The organism is Streptomyces sp. NPDC059816 (assembly GCF_042732055.1).
GTDB lineage: Bacteria > Actinomycetota > Actinomycetes > Streptomycetales > Streptomycetaceae > Streptomyces.
This window is the reverse complement of record NZ_JBHWIQ010000002.1, coordinates 1,811-18,311: the sequence shown is the minus strand read 5'-3', so window position 1 is coordinate 18,311 and position 16,501 is coordinate 1,811. Positions and strand designations below refer to the sequence as shown.

18 protein-coding genes are annotated in these 16,501 nt (G+C 75.5%); 11 read left to right on the top strand and 7 right to left on the bottom strand.

What is annotated here, in order from left to right; translation table 11 throughout:
- Positions 1 to 221: 221 nt before the first annotated feature.
- Both ACFV88_RS02700 and ACFV88_RS02695 read left to right on the top strand, forming a co-directional pair.
- A complete protein-coding gene (locus ACFV88_RS02700) occupies positions 222 to 443 on the top strand; it encodes a helix-turn-helix domain-containing protein (RefSeq protein WP_249590717.1) in 222 nt (73 codons plus the stop codon).
- 187 nt (positions 444 to 630) lie between these two features.
- Positions 631 to 1,440, top strand: coding sequence for an enoyl-CoA hydratase/isomerase family protein (locus ACFV88_RS02695; RefSeq protein ID WP_385485236.1), 810 nt, complete (start codon positions 631 to 633; stop codon positions 1,438 to 1,440).
- A gap of 39 nt (positions 1,441 to 1,479) precedes the next feature.
- On the opposite strand, the gene ACFV88_RS02690 is transcribed toward ACFV88_RS02695, so the two are convergent.
- The gene (locus ACFV88_RS02690; RefSeq protein WP_385485234.1) at positions 1,480 to 2,274 is read right to left on the bottom strand and encodes a nucleopolyhedrovirus P10 family protein; all 795 of its coding nucleotides are present in this window, start codon (positions 2,272 to 2,274) and stop codon (positions 1,480 to 1,482) included.
- 91 nt (positions 2,275 to 2,365) lie between these two features.
- Here ACFV88_RS02690 and ACFV88_RS02685 point away from each other — a divergent pair, with 91 nt between their 5' ends.
- The 5 genes from ACFV88_RS02685 to amaP all read left to right on the top strand — a co-directional run bounded on the left by ACFV88_RS02685 (position 2,366) and on the right by amaP (position 4,711).
- The gene (locus ACFV88_RS02685; RefSeq protein WP_385485232.1) at positions 2,366 to 2,860 is read left to right on the top strand and encodes an Asp23/Gls24 family envelope stress response protein; all 495 of its coding nucleotides are present in this window, start codon (positions 2,366 to 2,368) and stop codon (positions 2,858 to 2,860) included.
- Between the two features lie 74 nt (positions 2,861 to 2,934).
- Complete coding sequence (locus ACFV88_RS02680; RefSeq protein WP_385485230.1) at positions 2,935 to 3,120, top strand: hypothetical protein; 186 nt, start codon at positions 2,935 to 2,937, stop codon at positions 3,118 to 3,120.
- A gap of 3 nt (positions 3,121 to 3,123) precedes the next feature.
- A complete protein-coding gene (locus ACFV88_RS02675) occupies positions 3,124 to 3,465 on the top strand; it encodes an Asp23/Gls24 family envelope stress response protein (protein WP_385485228.1) in 342 nt (113 codons plus the stop codon).
- Positions 3,462 to 4,127: a DUF6286 domain-containing protein gene (locus tag ACFV88_RS02670; protein ID WP_385485226.1), complete on the top strand. Its 666-nt coding sequence runs from the start codon at positions 3,462 to 3,464 to the stop codon at positions 4,125 to 4,127. The genes ACFV88_RS02675 and ACFV88_RS02670 overlap by 4 nt, the downstream gene beginning before the upstream one ends.
- A complete protein-coding gene (amaP, locus tag ACFV88_RS02665) occupies positions 4,124 to 4,711 on the top strand; it encodes an alkaline shock response membrane anchor protein AmaP (protein WP_385485224.1) in 588 nt (195 codons plus the stop codon). Before ACFV88_RS02670 ends, amaP begins: the two co-directional genes overlap by 4 nt.
- Positions 4,712 to 4,735: 24 nt before the next feature.
- Here the strand turns inward: amaP and ACFV88_RS02660 are convergent, their stop codons facing one another.
- The 4 genes from ACFV88_RS02660 to ACFV88_RS02645 form a co-directional block, all read right to left on the bottom strand.
- Entirely contained in the window at positions 4,736 to 5,488 is a 753-nt protein-coding gene (locus ACFV88_RS02660; RefSeq protein WP_385485222.1) for an SDR family oxidoreductase, read from the bottom strand.
- A gap of 77 nt (positions 5,489 to 5,565) precedes the next feature.
- The gene (locus ACFV88_RS02655) at positions 5,566 to 6,369 is read right to left on the bottom strand and encodes an SURF1 family protein (protein WP_385485221.1); all 804 of its coding nucleotides are present in this window, start codon (positions 6,367 to 6,369) and stop codon (positions 5,566 to 5,568) included.
- A 185-nt stretch (positions 6,370 to 6,554) separates the two neighbouring features.
- Positions 6,555 to 7,592: a DEDDh family exonuclease gene (locus ACFV88_RS02650; protein WP_385485219.1), complete on the bottom strand. Its 1,038-nt coding sequence runs from the start codon at positions 7,590 to 7,592 to the stop codon at positions 6,555 to 6,557.
- Positions 7,593 to 7,746: 154 nt separating this feature from the next.
- A complete protein-coding gene (locus tag ACFV88_RS02645) occupies positions 7,747 to 10,341 on the bottom strand; it encodes an MXAN_6230/SCO0854 family RING domain-containing protein (protein ID WP_385485217.1) in 2,595 nt (864 codons plus the stop codon).
- Between the two features lie 268 nt (positions 10,342 to 10,609).
- Between ACFV88_RS02645 and ACFV88_RS02640 the strand changes: the two genes are divergently transcribed.
- The 4 genes from ACFV88_RS02640 to ACFV88_RS02625 all read left to right on the top strand — a co-directional run bounded on the left by ACFV88_RS02640 (position 10,610) and on the right by ACFV88_RS02625 (position 13,767).
- Positions 10,610 to 10,936: an antibiotic biosynthesis monooxygenase family protein gene (locus tag ACFV88_RS02640; protein ID WP_385485215.1), complete on the top strand. Its 327-nt coding sequence runs from the start codon at positions 10,610 to 10,612 to the stop codon at positions 10,934 to 10,936.
- Positions 10,937 to 10,998: 62 nt separating this feature from the next.
- Entirely contained in the window at positions 10,999 to 11,730 is a 732-nt protein-coding gene (locus ACFV88_RS02635; protein WP_385485213.1) for a VIT family protein, read from the top strand.
- A 219-nt stretch (positions 11,731 to 11,949) separates the two neighbouring features.
- Positions 11,950 to 12,672, top strand: a complete 723-nt coding sequence (locus ACFV88_RS02630) for a lysoplasmalogenase (RefSeq protein WP_385485211.1) — start codon at positions 11,950 to 11,952, stop codon at positions 12,670 to 12,672.
- Between the two features lie 51 nt (positions 12,673 to 12,723).
- Positions 12,724 to 13,767: a zinc-binding dehydrogenase gene (locus ACFV88_RS02625; protein ID WP_385485209.1), complete on the top strand. Its 1,044-nt coding sequence runs from the start codon at positions 12,724 to 12,726 to the stop codon at positions 13,765 to 13,767.
- 15 nt (positions 13,768 to 13,782) lie between these two features.
- Here the strand turns inward: ACFV88_RS02625 and ACFV88_RS02620 are convergent, their stop codons facing one another.
- Complete coding sequence (locus ACFV88_RS02620; RefSeq protein ID WP_385485207.1) at positions 13,783 to 14,877, bottom strand: CopD family protein; 1,095 nt, start codon at positions 14,875 to 14,877, stop codon at positions 13,783 to 13,785.
- 35 nt (positions 14,878 to 14,912) lie between these two features.
- A complete protein-coding gene (locus tag ACFV88_RS02615; RefSeq protein ID WP_385485205.1) occupies positions 14,913 to 16,385 on the bottom strand; it encodes a CoA transferase in 1,473 nt (490 codons plus the stop codon).
- Between the last annotated feature and the right edge of the window lie 116 nt (positions 16,386 to 16,501).

The following is a 16,501-nucleotide window of genomic DNA, read 5'->3' as shown; positions in this document are numbered from 1 at the left end:
AGGTTCCGCTTCTCGCGTGGGCGACCCTCCTGACCTGCTGATTCGCCGACGGCTCCGCATGCGGTCCCGCTCGCGATGAAGCGGAGGCAAAGGTTCCCCCCGTGCTGATCGCTTCCCAAACGGCTCCCGGTGTCGTACCGACCTTGCCGAATGGGTGGCCAGGAAGCGCGGGAGGGGTGATCATGAGAAGTCCAGAGCGCACTTCCCATGAGGAGGCACGGGTGGCCGAGACTCTGAAGAAGGGCAGCCGGGTGACCGGCGCCGCGCGCGACAAGCTCGCGGCAGACCTGAAGAAGAAGTACGACTCCGGTGCGAGCATTCGAGCGCTGGCCGAGGAAACCGGCCGCTCGTACGGCTTCGTCCACCGGATGCTCAGTGAGTCCGGCGTCACGCTGCGGGGACGCGGCGGGGCGACACGAGGGAAGAAGGCAGCCGCCGGCTGACGTCCGGGCGGCTCCACCGGCTCTACCTCGGCTCCGGTGTGGCCACCCGGTCGGTCGTCCGACCGACCGGGTGGTTACTGTGCAGTCACTTACGGGTGCCCGCGTACACCGGTCACACGGCGCGCCTCGTGTGCCGAGTACCGAGTGTGATGTCCGGCACCACCGGACCGCACCTCGGAGGCGCCCCGTGTCGTCACAGTCACTGCCCCGGTCACCGCAACCCCTACTCGACCGGGACGGCGTTCGGCTGACCGTGGACGGTGAACTCGCCACGGTCACGTTGACCAACGCGGCCAAGCGCAACGCCCAGAGCCCCGCCCTGTGGCGCGCCCTGACCGAGGTCGGCCGCGCGCTGCCCGGCACCGTCCGGGTCGTGGTGCTGCGCAGCGAGGGCATGTCCTTCTCCGCCGGGCTCGACCGGCAGGCGTTCACCCCGGAGGGCTTTCCGGGCGAACCGTCCTTCACCGATCTGGCCCACCGCACCGATGCGGCGCTCGACGCCGCCATCGCCGGGTACCAGGAAGCGTTCACCTGGTGGCGGCGACGGGACCTGGTGTCCGTCGCGGCCGTCCAGGGGCACGCCATCGGCGCCGGCTTCCAGCTCGCCCTCGCCTGCGACCTGCGGGTCGTCGCCGAGGACGTGCAGTTCGCCATGCGCGAGACGAGCCTCGGACTGGTGCCCGACCTCACCGGTACCCACCCCCTGGTCGAGCTCGTCGGCTACGCCCGCGCCCTCGAACTGTGCGTGACCGGCCGCTTCGTCAAGGCCGCCGAAGCCGAACGGGTCGGCCTCGCCAACCTCGTCGTCCCGACCGGTCAGCTGTCCGCCGCGACCGCCGACCTCGCCGCCGCGCTGCTCGCCGCCCCCCGGGACGCCGTCATCGAGACCAAGGCCCTCCTCCAGGGCGCCGCCGCGCGCGGCTACGAGGAACAGCGGGCCGCGGAGCGTGCCGCACAGGCCCGGCGGCTGCGCGACCTCACCGGCCTGGGCGACTGACCGGCCGCGGCGACCGAGCCACGCGCCGGCACGGGGCCGTCAGCCCCACGCCGTCACCAGCACCGCCACCGAGGGATGGTCCGGGAAGGCGTCCGTGACGGCCCGGCGCACCGCCCGCCCCACCTCCAACGGACCCGTGTCCGCCGCCACCGCCAGCTCGACCCGGACGTGACGGCGGGGCAGCGCCGGCGCACCGCCCGGCTCCGCAGCGGTGGGCTCGGTGATCCGCACCGGGGCGGCCAGCCCGCCCAGGGCCCCGGTCAGCCGTGCGACCCCCGGCACCCGGACCGCCACCGCCGCAACCCGCGCCACATCGTCACCGGCATCACCTGAATGACCGGCATCACCCGAGTCGTCGGGAGCGTCCGGGGCGGGCGAAGCGGCCCCGGAGGGGTGGGCCGCCCCCTCGGACGGCTCCGGTGCCCCGCCGGGGCCCGCATCCAGCACCTCCGTCACCCGGAGGTCCACCTCCACCACCCCGAGCCCGACGACCCGGGCCGCCGCTGCCAGTGCCGCCCTCGCCCGGGCCACCGTCACCGGCAGCGGGGCGTCGAGCGTCGCCGTCAGCTCCCCGGTGATCCGCAACGGACCCGGCGGCAACGCGGTCGGCGGCGCCGGCACCCCGGTCTCCGTGTCCGCCGCCACCCGGTCCTCCACGGCGGAGAAACCGAGCGCACCGAGCCGTGCCCCGGGCAGCGCCCCCACCTGACGGCGCACCCCAGCACGGGCCGCCGACTCCGCGATCCAGACACCGTCACCCGGCCCGCCCAAGGGCAGCAGAGCCCCCAGTCCCAGTTGCTCCCGTACCACCTGCGTCCACCCGTCAGCGGTCATTGCTCCACCCTGCCCCATCCCGGACGCGCGAGCCGGCAACCGCGCTTAGTGTGGGCTCCAGGACCACGACCCCGGTGGAGAGGGAACGGCGATGACCGACACCACGCAGCGGAAGGGCCCGGACAATCCGGCACAGTCCTCGAACGAGCAGCGCGAGTCGCTGCGCAAGTCCCCGACGACGAGGCGGGGCGGCGGCGACCCGGCGACCCGCGGTCGCACCACCATCGCGGACGGAGTGGTCGAGAAGATCGCCGGGCTGGCCGCCCGCGACGTCGTCGGGGTCCACGCGATGGGCAGCGGACTCTCCCGCACCTTCGGCGCGGTCCGCGACCGGGTGCCCGGCGGCTCCAAGTCCGTGTCCCGCGGGGTCAAGGCCGAGGTCGGCGAGGTGCAGACCGCCCTCGACCTGGAGATCGTCGTCGAGTACGGCGTGTCGATCGCGGAGGTGGCACGTGCCGTGCGGGAGAACGTCGTCACGGCGGTGGAGCGGATGACCGAACTGGAGGTCGTCGAGGTCAACATCGCGGTGAGCGACGTCAAGCTGCCCGACGAAGAGGACGAAGAACCCGAGTCACGGCTCCAGTGAGCCCACCGGGCCACCGGGCGGGGCGGGGGAGTCCACACGTCGGCAGCACCGCAACTCGCGCAGAGGAGCGCACGATGAGCATGGCCCTGGTCGGCATGATCGCCGGAATGGCACTGGGCTTCGCCGGGTACTTCGGCGGCTTCGGAGCCTTCCTGCTGGTGGCGGCGCTCGGCGCCGTCGGCTTCGTGGCGGGCCGGTTCCTGGACGGCGACCTGGAACCCGGCGAGTTCTTCCGCTCCCGCGGCGACCGGCGGGGGTGACGGGTGGCCGCTCAGGTCGTCGAGGCCGCCGAGCGCGGGGCCACCCGGATCGCCGACCGCGTCATCGCGAAGATCGCCGCGCGAGCGGCCCGCGAGGCGCTGGGGGCCGTCCCCGCGGGCGGGGCCCCGCACACCACGGTCGAGGTCCACCAGAACAGCGCCCGGGTCCGCGTCACCCTCGAACTCGACTACCCCGGCGACCTCGGAGCCCAGTGCGCCGCGGTGCGCCGCCGGGTCACCGAACGGGTGAGGGCGCTGGCGGGCATGGAGGTCCCCGAAGTCACGGTGCACGTGGAACGGTTGCACCCGCCCTCGGCGGGCGGAGCGCGGGAGAGGATTCGATGAGCGAGCCCGAGCCGCCCCCGAAGGCGACCGGCGGCCCCCGCCGGACCCCCGTGCTCGACCGGCCCCACGACCCCGCCGACACCCCGGCCCCGCACGCCACGGACCCCTCCGAGAGCGCCGGGCCCCGCCGCTTCTGGTCGGCCCGCCGGGTGCCCGCCGGGATCGTCGCCCTGCTCCTGGTCGCCGGCACCGGCCTGCTGCTCTACGACGTCGCCGCCGTGCGCGCGGGCCGCCCCGCGATGGGCTGGCGCCGCACCCTCGCCGACGGACTCGCCACCCGCCCCCTGGACGATCCATGGGTCCTGACCGGCGCGGGCGTCGCCGCCGCACTCGGCCTCCTGCTCCTCGTCCTCGCGCTCACCCCCGGTCAACGCTCCCTGCTCCCCATGCGCGGCACCGACCCGGACCTGCGGGCCGCACTGCACCGCAAGGCCGCGGCGACCGCGCTGCGGGACCGCGCCGCCGAGGTGTCCGGGGTGCAGTCGGTACGGGTACGGGTGCGGCGCCGCAAGGCGGAGGTCCGCGCCGTCTCCCACTTCCGCGAACTGGACGACGTCCGCGCCGACCTGGAATCCGCCCTCGCCGAGGGCGTCGACGAACTCGGCCTCGGCCGTCCCCCCGCGCTCCGGCTACGGGTGCGACGACCCGGCAAGAAGAGGTGAGGCCCGTGCTCAGGACCGTCAACCGGGTGCTCCTCGGCGCGCTGGGACTCGTCCTGCTGCTCGGCGGGGGCTCCGTCCTCGCCGTCGGACTCGGCGTGCGGCCGCCCTCCTGGTGGGTGTACGACGACCGTCACGACGTCCTGCTCACGACCGCCCGGCGAACCCGCTGGCGGGACGAGGGCTGGTGGTGGCCCACGGTGATCGCGGTCCTGGCGGTCCTCGTCCTGCTCGCCCTGTGGTGGCTGTCCTCGGTGCTGCGTCGCCGCCGTCTCGCCGCCGTCCTCGTCGACACCGGGGACGGCGACGACGCCACTGTGCGGGGCCGCGCCCTGGAGGCCGCCCTCGCCGCCGAGGCGGAGGACCTCGACGGGGTGGAGCGCGCCGAGGTCACCCTCACCGGCCGCCGCACCACCCCGGCGGCCCGGGTACGACTCACCCTGGAGCCGCACGCCGCGCCCCGCGGGACCCTGCGGCGGCTCGACGACGAGGTCCTCGCGGGCGCCCGGACCTCCACCGGCCTGGCCCGGTTGCCCGCCACGGTCCGACTGCGCACGGTCCGGCACCACGCGGAACGCGTGAGCTGACCCGCGCGCCCGACCGGCCGGTGCTCAGAAGCCGTGCCGGGCGCCCCCGTCGACGGGCAGCATGATCCCCGTCAGGTACGAGGCCGCGGGCGACAGGGTGAACGCCGCCACCCGGCCGAACTCCTCGGGCGTGCCGTAGCGGCGCAGCGGGATCTTCGACTCGTGGCCGGCCCGGGTCGCCTCCGGGTCGGCGGACAGCGCGTCCAGCTGTCGCACCCGGTCGGTGTCGATCCGCGAGGGGAGCAGGCCCACCACCCGGATGCCCCGGGGCCCGAGTTCGTCGGCGAGCGACTTGGCGAAGCCCGCGAGGCCCGGGCGCAGTCCGTTGGAGACGGTGAGACCGGGGATCGGCTCGTGCACGGACGCCGACAGCACGAAGCCGATCACCCCGCCTTCGCCGAGTTCGGCGGCGGCCGTCCGGGCGAGCCGGACCGCACCGAGGAAGACCGACTCGAAGGAGGCCCGCCACTCGTCGTCGGTGTTGTCCGCCACGTACCCGGGTGCGGGTCCGCCCACGCTGATGAGGATGCCGTCGAAGCCGCCGAACTCCCGGGCCGTCGCGACCAGGCGGTCCGCGGCGGCGGGGTCGGCGTTGTCCGCGGCGACCCCGACCGCGTTCGGGCCCAGTGCGGTCGCGGCTTCGACGGCGCCGGACTCCTCGCGCCCGGTGATCACCACCTTGGCGCCGTCGGCGACGAGTGCACGGGCGGTGGCGTTGCCCAGTCCCCGGGTGGCGCCGGTGACGACGTAGACACGGTCCTTCAGTCCAAGATCCATGGCCCCATCCTGCCCCGGGGTGCGGGACGACGGGGACCGACCCCGGCAGTCGGGGCCGGTCCCCGTCGTCCCGCCGGTCAGACCGTCGCGGTCGCGGGCGGCCCGGTCGGGGTGGTGCCGGACTCCTTCGCCGCCGCCGCGGCCCGGTCCCGCAACTCCCGACGGACCAGGATCACCCACCCCACCGGAACGGCGGCGGTGAACAGCCACCACTGCACGGCGTAGGCCATGTGGGCGCCGATGCTGCCGTGGTCGGGGGCGGACAGCAGTTGCGGTGTGCCGCCGGCGGGGTCGGGGGCGGACAGCTCGACGAAGCCGCCGAGCACCGGCCGATCCAGGACTTCGGCCATCGCGGCGCTGCCGATCAGCATGATCATTCCGTCGGGCAGGCCCTTGAGGTCCTTGATGCCGCTCTTCGCCGTGGTCTCGTCGGGCATCAGCCGCCCGGTGACGGTGACCTCGCCGCCCGGCGGCGCGGGGATGCGCGGCAGCTGGGTCTGCGGTCCGTCGGCGGCGATCCAGCCCCGGTTGACCAGCAGCACCTTGCCGTCGTCGAGGACGAGCGGAGTCAGGACGTGCACGCCGACCTGGTCGTCGCTGTTGGTGCGGCGGCGCACCACGAACTGGTTCTCGTCGTCGTAGCTGCCGGTCGCCGTGATCCGGCGGTACCGTTCGGCGTCGGTCACCGCGTGCCCCGGTGAGGTCAGTTCCCCGACCGCCACGGGAGCCGCCGTGATCGCTGCTTCGATCCGCTTGTTGTGGGCGACGCGGTTCTCGTGCCGGTGGAACTGCCAGAAGCCCAGCTCGATCATCACGGGGATGAGGACGAGGGCGAGGAGGGTGAGGATCACCCACTGCCGGGACAACAGGAAGCGGTACACCCCACGACCGTACAACTCGCCCCCGCGTCGTTCCGCGTCAGGGTCCCGGCGTCGGCGTCGGACCCGGTCCACGATGCCCGTGCGGCCGTCCGCCCGGGAGCAGTGGGCGCCGCAGGACCCGCGCCCCTCGCCCTCGACGCCCTGCCCGATGAGCTGGACGCGGCAGTGCTCGCACAGGGGTGCCGTCAGCCGTCAGCCGCTCGTGGGCGCGCGGTCTTCGCGGGCACCGGATCGGCCGGTTCCACGTCCCGCAGCAACTGCCCGAAGGCCGCCTCGTCGATCACGGGGGTGCCGAACTGCGCGGCCTTCACCGTCTTGGAGGTGCCCGAATCGGGGTCGTTGGTCACCAACAGGCTCGTCAGCCGGGACAGGCTCGTCGCGATGTGCAGCCCCGCCTCGATCGCCCGGTCCTCCAACAGCTCCCGATCGACGGAGGTGTCACCGGAGAAGGCCACCCGCATGCCCTGCTTCAACGCCCCGCCCACCGCGTAACGGCCCGGATTGGGGTACGGGCACGGGGGCCGCTTGCGGGACTGCCGCCAGCTCCCGGCGTACCCGGACGAACCGCCGTACGACGCCTGGCGGCCGATCACCGCCGCCGGGGCCGCTGAGCCCGGGGACCACTCGGTCAGCGGACGGCACTCCAAGAGCGGCAGCCGCAGACCGCCCCGCGCCGCCGCCCGCAGACTCGGGCGGAACGCCTCCGCGAGCACCCGTGCGTCGTCCAACGCGTGGTGGGCCCGTTGCTGGACGACCCCGAAGTGCGCCGCCAACGACTCCAGCTTGTGGTTGGGCAACGGCAGGCCCAGCTCCTTGGACAGGGCGATGGTGCACAGCCGCTGGCGCACCGGGGGAGTCCGGCTGGCGCGCGCGTACTCCCGGGCGATCATCGACCAGTCGAACACCGCGTTGTGCGCGACGAGCACCCGGCCGTCGAGCCGGGCGGCGAACTCCTCGGAGATGTCCACGAACAGCGGCGCGTCGGCCAGTGCCTCGCTCGTCAGACCGTGGATCCACACCGGTCCCGGGTCACGCTCGGGGTTCACCGTCGTGTACCAGTGGTCCTCGACGTCCCCGCGCGCGTCCAGCCGGTACACCGCGGCGGACACGATCCGGTCGTCCCGGGCGAGACCGGTCGTCTCGACGTCGACCACCGCGTACCCCTCGGGGTACGCGGTCGGCCACTCGGGCGGGTGCGCTGCGGTCGTACGGTCGTCGAGCATGGTCATTGAGGATACGTCCCGCGGCTGACACCGCGTCCGGCGCCACCCGGCCGCGCCCCGGAACGCGGCGCCCCGCCCGGTCGACGTACAACTGGCGCGGTGCGGCACGAGGTTGACGGCCCACCCGGTACCGCGTGCTCGTCCCGACGTCGGGTCAACCGAGTGCGGCCACCAGGTCCTGGGCCGCGAGCCGGTCGAGACCGCACCCGTCGACGGGCCCCGGAAGCAGTCGGTACACCTCCCCGCTGACCTCGTCGGGCGCGACGTCCCCCTCCACCAGGGCGAGCAGGACCCGCTTGCCCCGGGCCGCCGCGGCGGCCAGCGCGTCCACCGCACCGGGGCGGCGTTCCTCGGGCGGGCCGCCGTCGCGGATCCGGGCCGCGAACCGGGCACGCCCTTCCCTGTCCGCCCTGCGGTACACCCACAGCTCGTCCGGTTCTTCGGGCCCCGGCGCCCGGCGGACCACGGCGACCTCCTCGGCGCGCGCGGCACCGTGCCACACCGCCAGGTCCCACAGCGTGGTGCGGCCGGCCCCGAGGTGCGCCTGGAGGTCCCGCCCCACGCGGCCCAACCGGAAGCGGTGGCGGGCGACGTGGTGGTACCCCTCGGAGGTCGGCACCTGCACGTCCGTCCACACGCTCACCCTCCGCTCCAGGTCCACCAGCATCGGCAGCTGGACCCGACCGGGACCCGCGAGGTCGAAGCGCTGGCGCACCGCCCCCGGCTCGAAGCGCGCATTGCGGCCCTCGTACGGCAGGGCCATGAACCCGGCGAACCCGTCCGCCAACGCGTCGAAGGGGGTGTTGTCGAAGCTAAACACGACCGGGACTAGGTAACGCGCCCCCGTCCGGGCGAGGGCCACCGGGTCCAGGTCCACGTACTCGGTGGCGCCGTGCGGCGCGGGCGCGGAGGTCAGGTCACCGGAGTGCACGGCCGCGCGCTCACCGAACGTCAGCTCCGTGAAGTCGCACAGGCCGGTGAACGCCCAGTCCGCGTCGTACAGCGCCACCGACAGGTCCAGGTCGACGGATTGCTGCCCGCGCTGCCGCCAGTGCAGGAACAGCCGGACGATCGGCCCCTGCGGCAGCGGGCGCACACTGCCGCGCGGGAGGGACACCAGGCTCTTCGCCGCGCTGTGTTCGGCCGCCGGCACGGGGAGGTCCACGAGGGAGGCGTCCAGTACCGCGAGGTCCACGCCGGGCGCCCGCGACAGCCTGCGCAGCACCTCGTCCTCCAGCAGCGCGCCCACCCGGGCGGTGAGCTCCGCCGGCAGCGGCGCCCTGGTGTCGGAGATCGTGAAGGCGTGCGTCGCCCGGCCCCGGGGCAGGAACACCCGCCGTCCGCCGGGCAGGTGGCGCACCCGCAACCGCCCGTACGCGGCGAGCAGCGGTCCCGCGCCCGCCCGGGGCAGCGCCTGACGCAGGAGATCGGCCGTCGCCCCGGGCAGCTCCGGGTCGCCCGACAGCCGCAGCAGGTGGTCGAGCCGGCGCAGCAGCTCGCCGGGCCGCCGGGCGAGCAGGGCGAACGCCTCCCCGGTGTCCCGTGCGGCGAGCGCCCGTTCCACCCCTGCGCCGAACCGCACGGGCCGCAGCCGCCGCCCGTCGCGCCGCACCGCGTCCGGGTGCGCGTGGGCCGTCGCGCGCAGTGCACGACCGAGCGCGTCGTCCCGGAGCGGGGTGCCGCGCACGACGGCGAACGCCAGGGCCGCCCGCGGATGCCGCTGGTGCCCTTCGAAGGGGTGCAGCACCTGCCCCGCGGCCTTCCACAGACCGGGGTGCCGGGCCATGTCCTCGACCGACGAGGACACTTCAAGACCGTCCAGGGCCGCCAACAGGTCACGGCGCAGCGCACGGGGCAGGGACCGCAGCGGATGCCCGCCGATCAGGTCGCCTCCGCCGTCCGACCACACCCGCAGCAGCCGCAGCACGTCGGTGGCGGTGGTCAGCCGCCCGTCGAGCAGCGGGCGCACCGCCTCGCGGGTGGCGGGCTCGCGCAGCAGGGTGCCGAGGACCAGGGCCTTCGTCTCCCGGACGGGGATGTCGAGGGGCAGCCACCGCGAGGGGCACGGTGCGTGCGCGAGCAGCACCGTCAGGTCGTCCCGGTCCTGCGGCGACAACGGGGTGCGGCGGGCCAGCAGCCGGGCCAGCGCCCGCCCGCAGTCGGCGGCCCGGTCACCCCCCAGCACCAGCGGGCTCAGCGGCCCGACGGGAACGGTGAACCGCTTCGGGTCCGGGGGAGCGGCGGGCAGCAGGAAGGGGTCGTCCGGGTCGATGCGGCGGTTGCACAACGGGCAGCCCGTGTAGTCGGCGCCGTCCCAGCAGGACCGGCACACCAGATGGGCGCACGGCGACACCGGGTGCACCGAGCCGGCCCGCGCGCACCGCACGCACGGCTGCTCGGGGTGTTGGAGGAGCAGCGTGAACACCCGCTGCACGTACAGCTCGTGCGTGTCGTCCGGCGGGGACAGCGGGAAACGACGGAACAGCGGGAAGTGCGGACGGTCGGCGCCCACCAGCGAGTCGAGCTGCTTGACCAGCGTGTTGAGCGCCATCCGCTGCCGGAGCCGGCCGAGCCCCGCCAGTGCGTCGCGCAGCGGCTTGCTGAGGGTGTGGCCCCGTTCCAGCAACAGCGATTCGCCGGCCACGATCGTCGACGAGTCCGCCACCGGCTCGTGGCCCGTCGCGGGCGCGGGTGCGTCGAGGTAGACGGTGCGCATCCGGCGGAGCAGCACGAGAGCGAGTTCGGTCATCTGGGCCCCCCGGGACGTGATGAGCGGGGGCGGAGAGCGGGCGCACTACGGATCTCGTGCAGAGGAGGAGAAGGAAGCACGCCGCGGAGCCGCCCCCGCGAAGGGGGATTCTATGGGGCGCCGTGCACGCCCCGCCACGGGACGGGCCGCCCGCTCCCGGGCGAACGGGCGCGCGTGGGCGACCCGGCGCGGGCGCGCACCGGTCGGCACCGTGCCGTGGAGAGCCCCCCTCCGTCACCCCCGGATCGGGGCACGGCAGGATGGACGCATGAGTATCGTGAAGATCAACGTCCTGACCGTCCCGGCTGAACAGCGCGAGGTGCTGGAGCAGCGGTTCGCGTCCCGCGCGGGATCGGTGGAGGGCTCCGACGGCTTCGAGTGGTTCGAGCTGCTGCGCCCGGTCGAGGGCACCGACCAGTACCTGGTGTACACCCGCTGGCGCAGCGAGGAGGACTTCCAGAAGTGGATGGACGGGCCCATGCAGGCGGCCCACCGGGGCGGCGCCGCCCCGGGTGAGCGGCCCAAGCCCGCCGCGTCCGGTTCGACGGTGTGGTCCTTCGAGGTCGTCCAGCAGGCCGCGCCCAAGCAGGGCTGACGCCGCCGGGCGCCCCGGAGCGGCGTCCCCGTGCCGTCGCCCGGGGGTGAGACGCTCCAGCGGTGAGCGAACCGACACCCCCGGGCGGTCAGCCGCCGCACGACGAGGCCCACGGCGGTGCGCTCGGCGGGCGCCTCAACTGGTTGCGGGCGGCCGTCCTGGGCGCCAACGACGGCGTGGTCTCGACGGCGGGCCTGGTGGTCGGCGTCGCGGGCGCCACCGGTGACCGGTCGGCCCTGTTCACGGCCGGCCTCGCGGGACTGCTCGCGGGCTCGATGTCGATGGCCGCGGGCGAGTACGTGTCGGTGTCCACCCAACGGGACTCCGAGCAGGCGGCGCTCGCCCAGGAACGTCGGGAGCTGCGGGACGAGCCGGAGGCCGAACTCGCGGAGCTGACGGGCCTGTTGACCGACCGCGGAATGAGCGCCGCCGTCGCCAGGGCAGCGGCCGAGCAACTCACCGCGCGCGATGCGTTGCGGGCCCACGCACGGGTGGAGCTGGGCATCGACCCGGACCAGCTGACCAACCCCTGGCACGCGGCCTGGGCGAGTTTCCTGGCCTTCACCGCCGGCGCCCTGCTGCCGCTGCTCGCGATGGTGCTGCCGCCCGCGCACTGGCGCCTCGCGGTGACCGTCCTGTCGGTGCTGGCGGCGCTCGTCGCCACCGGGTGGACCAGTGCCCGCCTCGGGGCCGCCGACCCGCGGCGCGCGGTACTGCGCAACGTGGTCGGCGGCGCGCTCGCGATGGGCGTGACCTACGCGGTCGGCTCGCTGCTCGGCGCGGCGGGCGTCTGACCCGGCCCGCCCCGGCAGGGCCTGCGCCGGTCCGGCCGGCCCCGGCACCGTCCTGACAAGGGGCGAAGTGCACAGAAGTGGCGACCTACTCAGCGGTAATACTTGTGGGTAATCACGTCTGGTGGTGGCCCGGAACGCCCCCTACGGTGCATCCATGCCCCCTTTGACGGATGCCGCCCGACCCCCCACGGCTCCCGTCCCGTCCCCCGGAGACCCCGAGTGATCCCGCGCCTCCTGCCCGCCGAGCCGACCGCCCGGCACGCCACCCTGCTCCGTGGACTGCTCGCCGCCTACGCCGTGGCCGCCACCGCCGACCTCGTGGCCCTGCTCGCCGGGTCCCCCGCCGGCCACACCGCCGTCAAACCCGTACTGCTGCTCCTGCTCGCCGCCTACGCAGCCCTCAGCGGCGGCCCGCGCCTGCTCACCGTGGCGCTGCTGTTCGGCTGGGGCGGTGACGTCCTGCTGCTCGTCGACCACGACCTGGCGTTCCTCGCCGGCATGGCCTCCTTCGCCGTCGGCCACCTCTGCTACCTGGCGCTCTTCGCCCGCTACGGCCGCCCGGGCCGTGACCCCCGGGCCCGGAACGGGCGCGCCGCCCTCGGCGCCGCGTACGCCCTCGCCCTGGTCGGCACCGTCGCCCTGCTGTGGCCGGACCTCCCGGCCGGGCTGCGCGTCCCGGTGGCCCTCTACAGCGTGCTCCTGACCGTGATGGCGTTCCGCGCCGGGCTCCTGGGGCCGGTCACCGGGCTCGGGGGCGCGCTCTTCCTGCTGTCCGACACCCTCATCGCCACCGGCATCGCCGACTGGCCCCAGCTGCCGCGCCCCGACTTCTGGGTCATGCTCACCTACCTCACCGCCCAGTTCCTGTTGACCACCGGCGTCCTCGCCGCCGCCACCGCGCACCCCGGCGGCAACCCGGCGTACCGTGAGGAACGGATCTGAACGGCGGTTCCCGGACCCGGTCCGGGGGCCCGCACGGCACAGGACTCGCCCATGCGCGCCACCACCATCCACGGCACCCGTGACATCCGGGTGGACGACGTGCCCGCGCCCCGCGTCCAGTACGCCACCGACGCCGTCGTCCGCGTCGTCCGGGCGTGCGTGTGCGGCAGCGACCTGTGGGCCTACCGGGGCGCCGCGCGGCGCCGGCCGGGGCAGCGCATGGGGCACGAGTTCCTGGGCCTCGTCGAGGACGCCGGCGCCGAAGTGACCCGGGTGCGTCCCGGGGACCTGGTGGTGGCGCCGTTCCTGTGGTCCGACGGCGTGTGCGCGTACTGCCGGGACGGGCTGACGTCCTCCTGCGTGCACGGGGGCGCCTGGGGCGGTCCCGGGTACGACGGGGGTCAGGGCGAGGCGGTGCGCGTGCCGTACGCCGACGGCACCCTCGTCACCCTGCCCGCGGACGCGCTCGACGACGACCGGCTGCTGGCCGCGCTCGTCACCCTGTCCGACGTCCTCGGCACCGGCCACCACGCGGCCCTCGGCGCGGGCGCGCGCCCCGGTGTGACGGTCGCCGTGGTCGGGGACGGTGCGGTCGGCCTGTGCGCGGTGCTGGCCGCCCGCCGGCTCGGGGCCGAACGGATCGTCACCTTGGGGCGACACGACCGACGCACCGCGCTGGCGGGTCGCTTCGGTGCCACCGACGTCGTCGCCGAGCGGGGGGAGGCCGCGGTCGAGGCGGTCCGGGAGCTCACCGGTGGCGAGGGCGCCCCCGCGGTGGTCGAGGCGGTCGGCACCGAACAGTCCATGCGCACCGCCCTCGGCATCGCCCGCGACGGCGGGGCGGTCGGCTTCGTCGGCGTGCCGCACGGCAGCGCCTCCGGGGTGGACCTCGGCGTCATGTTCGCCCGGAACATCGCCCTGCGCGGCGGTGTCGCCCCCGTCCGCGCCTATCTGCCGGACCTGCTGCCCGACGTCCTCGACGGCACCCTCGACCCCTCACCGGTGTTCGACCTGACGGTCGGTCTGGAGCAGATCGCCGACGGCTACCGGGCGATGGACGAGCGCACCGCCCTCAAGGTCCTCGTCACCCCGTGAACCCGCCGCGCCGCCTCACCACCACAGCGCACCCCACCGGATCGGCACCGGCAGGGCCGTCAGCAGGGCCGACACCGCCACCACCAGGCCCAGGACGACGACCTCGACGCGCGCGGGCGCGAACGCGCCCAGCGGATCGGCCGGCCGGGCCCTTCTACGGCGCGGCCGGGTCGCCCGGAGCAACCGGCGCCGGGCGACCAGCGCCAGCACCGTGACCACCACCATCAGCAGTGCCTTGGCCAGCAGCACCCGCCCGTAGGCGGTGGTCCGCAGCTGTTCGAAGAGGGTGTCCGGCGGCATCCGGCGCACCGTGCTCACCAGTCCCGTGGCCGTCACCGCGGCGAGCAGGACCACCGCCACCCGCGCGTAGAGCGCCAGCAGTACGGTGCCCGCACGGGGGTCCCGCTCCCGCCACCGCCAGCCGACCCGCACCGCGTACACCAGACCGCCCACCCACAGGGAGGCGCTCGTCAGGTGCACCAGGGTCAGCCCCGCCCCGACCAGCGGCCGCAACTCCGTCACCGGGTGCGCCCGCAGGGCCTCGGCGACCACGACCGCCACGAGCGGCAGCGCCCGCACCGCGGTCCTGCGCGACCGGGACAGCAACCCCGCCACGAGGAAGGCGTTCACCTCCACCAGGGCCAGCGCCCCGTCCCGGGTCTGGTAGAGCCCTCCGACGTCCATGTCCGACAGCCGGCCGGGCACCAGGTTCCCGGTGGCCACGATCGAGGCGAGGCCCAGTGCGGCCACCGTCCCGGCGAGCGCCGCGTACCCCGACCACGGGGGCGGTGGGCCCGCTTCCGGCACCTCGGGTACCCGGCGCGCCAGCAGCCCGCCGAAGAGTTCCCCGCACTGGATCGCCAGCGCCGCGAACAGGACCGTCCGCAACAGGCCGATGCCGGCGGTTCCGGGGGCCGGGTCCTCCCCGGTGCCGCTGAGGGCCAACGACGGTCCCAGCAGCGGGATCAGACCGGCGAGCAGCAGCAGGAGGAGCACGGTGACCGTACGGGCGAGGGGGGCGCGCCACGCCGGCCGGGCGGCGGCGGACAGGGGCGAGGGCCGGGCCAACGCCGCGTCGTCCGCCCCGGGTATCGGGGGTAGGGAGTCCACACCGAATCTTCACCACCGGGGACGGACGGGGCAAGTCAGGCGGGATCGCCCCGCCAGCGGGCCGGGTCCGTTCCCCACGGGCCGGGCGGGGTCGCCCAGTCGGCGGGGCCGCCCGCGAAGCGCACGGGCGGCAGCGCGTACCGCAGTCGCCCTTGTGGCCCGTCCCGTTCGGTCAGCCACCGGTCCGTTCCGCCCGGCGCCTGCGGTCGGTACGGCGCGCCGACCGTACGGGACGGACCCGGGGCCGTCTTGGCCACGGCACCGGGAGCAGTGCCGGTGAGCCAGGCCGCGGTGCGGGCCAGGCACACCTCGACGGACCGTCCGGCGCCGTCCCGCTGGCGCAGGGTCAGGGCGCGGAGCACCCCGGCCGCCAGCAGATGGCCGCTGCCGTGGTCGAGTGCCTGGGCCGGCAGCGCGCCGGGCCGCTCGGGCGACCCCGTGGTGGCCGCGATGCCCGAGGCGGCCTGCACCAGGCTGTCGAAGCCCCGCCGCCGTGCCCACGGACCGGTCGGACCCCAGGCCGACAACCGGGCCACCACCAGCCCGGGCCGTCGGGCGGCGAGGGCGGCCGGGTCGAGCCCGAAGCGGTCGAGACAGCCGGGCCGGTACCCCGTCACGACGACGTCGGCCCGTTCCACCAGGGCGTCGAAGGCCCGGCGCCCGGAGAGGGAGGCGAGGTCCAGGGCCGTGGACCGCTTCCCGAACCCCGTGTCCGCGTACTGGTCGGGCAGTTCGGGCAGCTCCGGGGAGTCGATGCGCAGCACGTCCGCACCGAGCAGGGCGAGGGTGCGGGTGGCGACGGGCCCGGCGATCACCCGGGTGAGGTCCAGGACCCGCACCCCGGCGGCGGGCAGCAGCGGCACACCGTCCGGCGGGGGCAGCGGGCGTGCCCCGTCCGGCCGGCCGGGGAGCACCGCGCGGTCCACCAGGGGCAGCCGGGCCACCGCGGCGCCCTGCGGGTGCGCGGCCCAGGCGGTGGGCGTGCGCAGGGCCACCGCCAGACCTCCGGCCGCGTACACGGCGTCCTCCGCGCGGGGGCCGTCGCACCGGGCCAGCACCTGCGCGACCCGCTCCACGGCGTCCTCGTCGCCGGTGTCCGCGGGCAGCCCCAGCGAGGTCAGCAAGCGCGCCCGGTGGTGGGGGTAGTTGGCGTGGGTGCGCAGCCAGCCGTCGGCCGTCCGCCACCAGCGGGACAGCGGGGCGAACGCCACCGGCGCCCGACCGCCGACCCTTAGGTGCCGTTCGCTGACGAACGAGGTGGCCACCGCCCCGTCGTCCACCTCGACGGCGGGCACCCCGGCGGGCGCGCCCCGCTCCGCGGCGAGTTCGGCCGCAGCCAGCGAGGCGGCCCCGACACAGGCGCGGGCGAGTTCCCGTACCGGCAGCGGCGAGGGCAGGGCGCCGGCCCGGACGACGGTGGTGACCCGGGACGGCAGCGCGGGGTCGCCGCCCAGCGCGGTCCAGGCGGACCGGAGGTCCGGGGCGTTCGGAGGGGCTTCGTGGATCATGGACGCGAAGGTAGGGCACCCGTGGCGCGATCGGGAACCGGGGGCGCGCCGGCGGCGGGCGGCGCGCCCCCGCTGCCCCTACTTGCTGTCGGCGTCCAGGGCGTCCGCGGCGCCCC

Coding starts and splice junctions, on each gene's coding strand:
- ACFV88_RS02685 (WP_385485232.1), top strand. CDS start 2,366: ATGACCGACACCACGCAGCGGAAGGGCCCGGACAATCCGGCACAGTCC.
- ACFV88_RS02645 (WP_385485217.1), bottom strand. CDS start 10,341: ATGACCGAACTCGCTCTCGTGCTGCTCCGCCGGATGCGCACCGTCTAC.
- ACFV88_RS02690 (WP_385485234.1), bottom strand. CDS start 2,274: ATGACCGCTGACGGGTGGACGCAGGTGGTACGGGAGCAACTGGGACTG.
- ACFV88_RS02640 (WP_385485215.1), top strand. CDS start 10,610: ATGAGTATCGTGAAGATCAACGTCCTGACCGTCCCGGCTGAACAGCGC.
- ACFV88_RS02670 (WP_385485226.1), top strand. CDS start 3,462: ATGAGCGAGCCCGAGCCGCCCCCGAAGGCGACCGGCGGCCCCCGCCGG.
- ACFV88_RS02615 (WP_385485205.1), bottom strand. CDS start 16,385: ATGATCCACGAAGCCCCTCCGAACGCCCCGGACCTCCGGTCCGCCTGG.
- ACFV88_RS02660 (WP_385485222.1), bottom strand. CDS start 5,488: ATGGATCTTGGACTGAAGGACCGTGTCTACGTCGTCACCGGCGCCACC.
- ACFV88_RS02680 (WP_385485230.1), top strand. CDS start 2,935: ATGAGCATGGCCCTGGTCGGCATGATCGCCGGAATGGCACTGGGCTTC.
- ACFV88_RS02650 (WP_385485219.1), bottom strand. CDS start 7,592: ATGCTCGACGACCGTACGACCGCAGCGCACCCGCCCGAGTGGCCGACC.
- ACFV88_RS02625 (WP_385485209.1), top strand. CDS start 12,724: ATGCGCGCCACCACCATCCACGGCACCCGTGACATCCGGGTGGACGAC.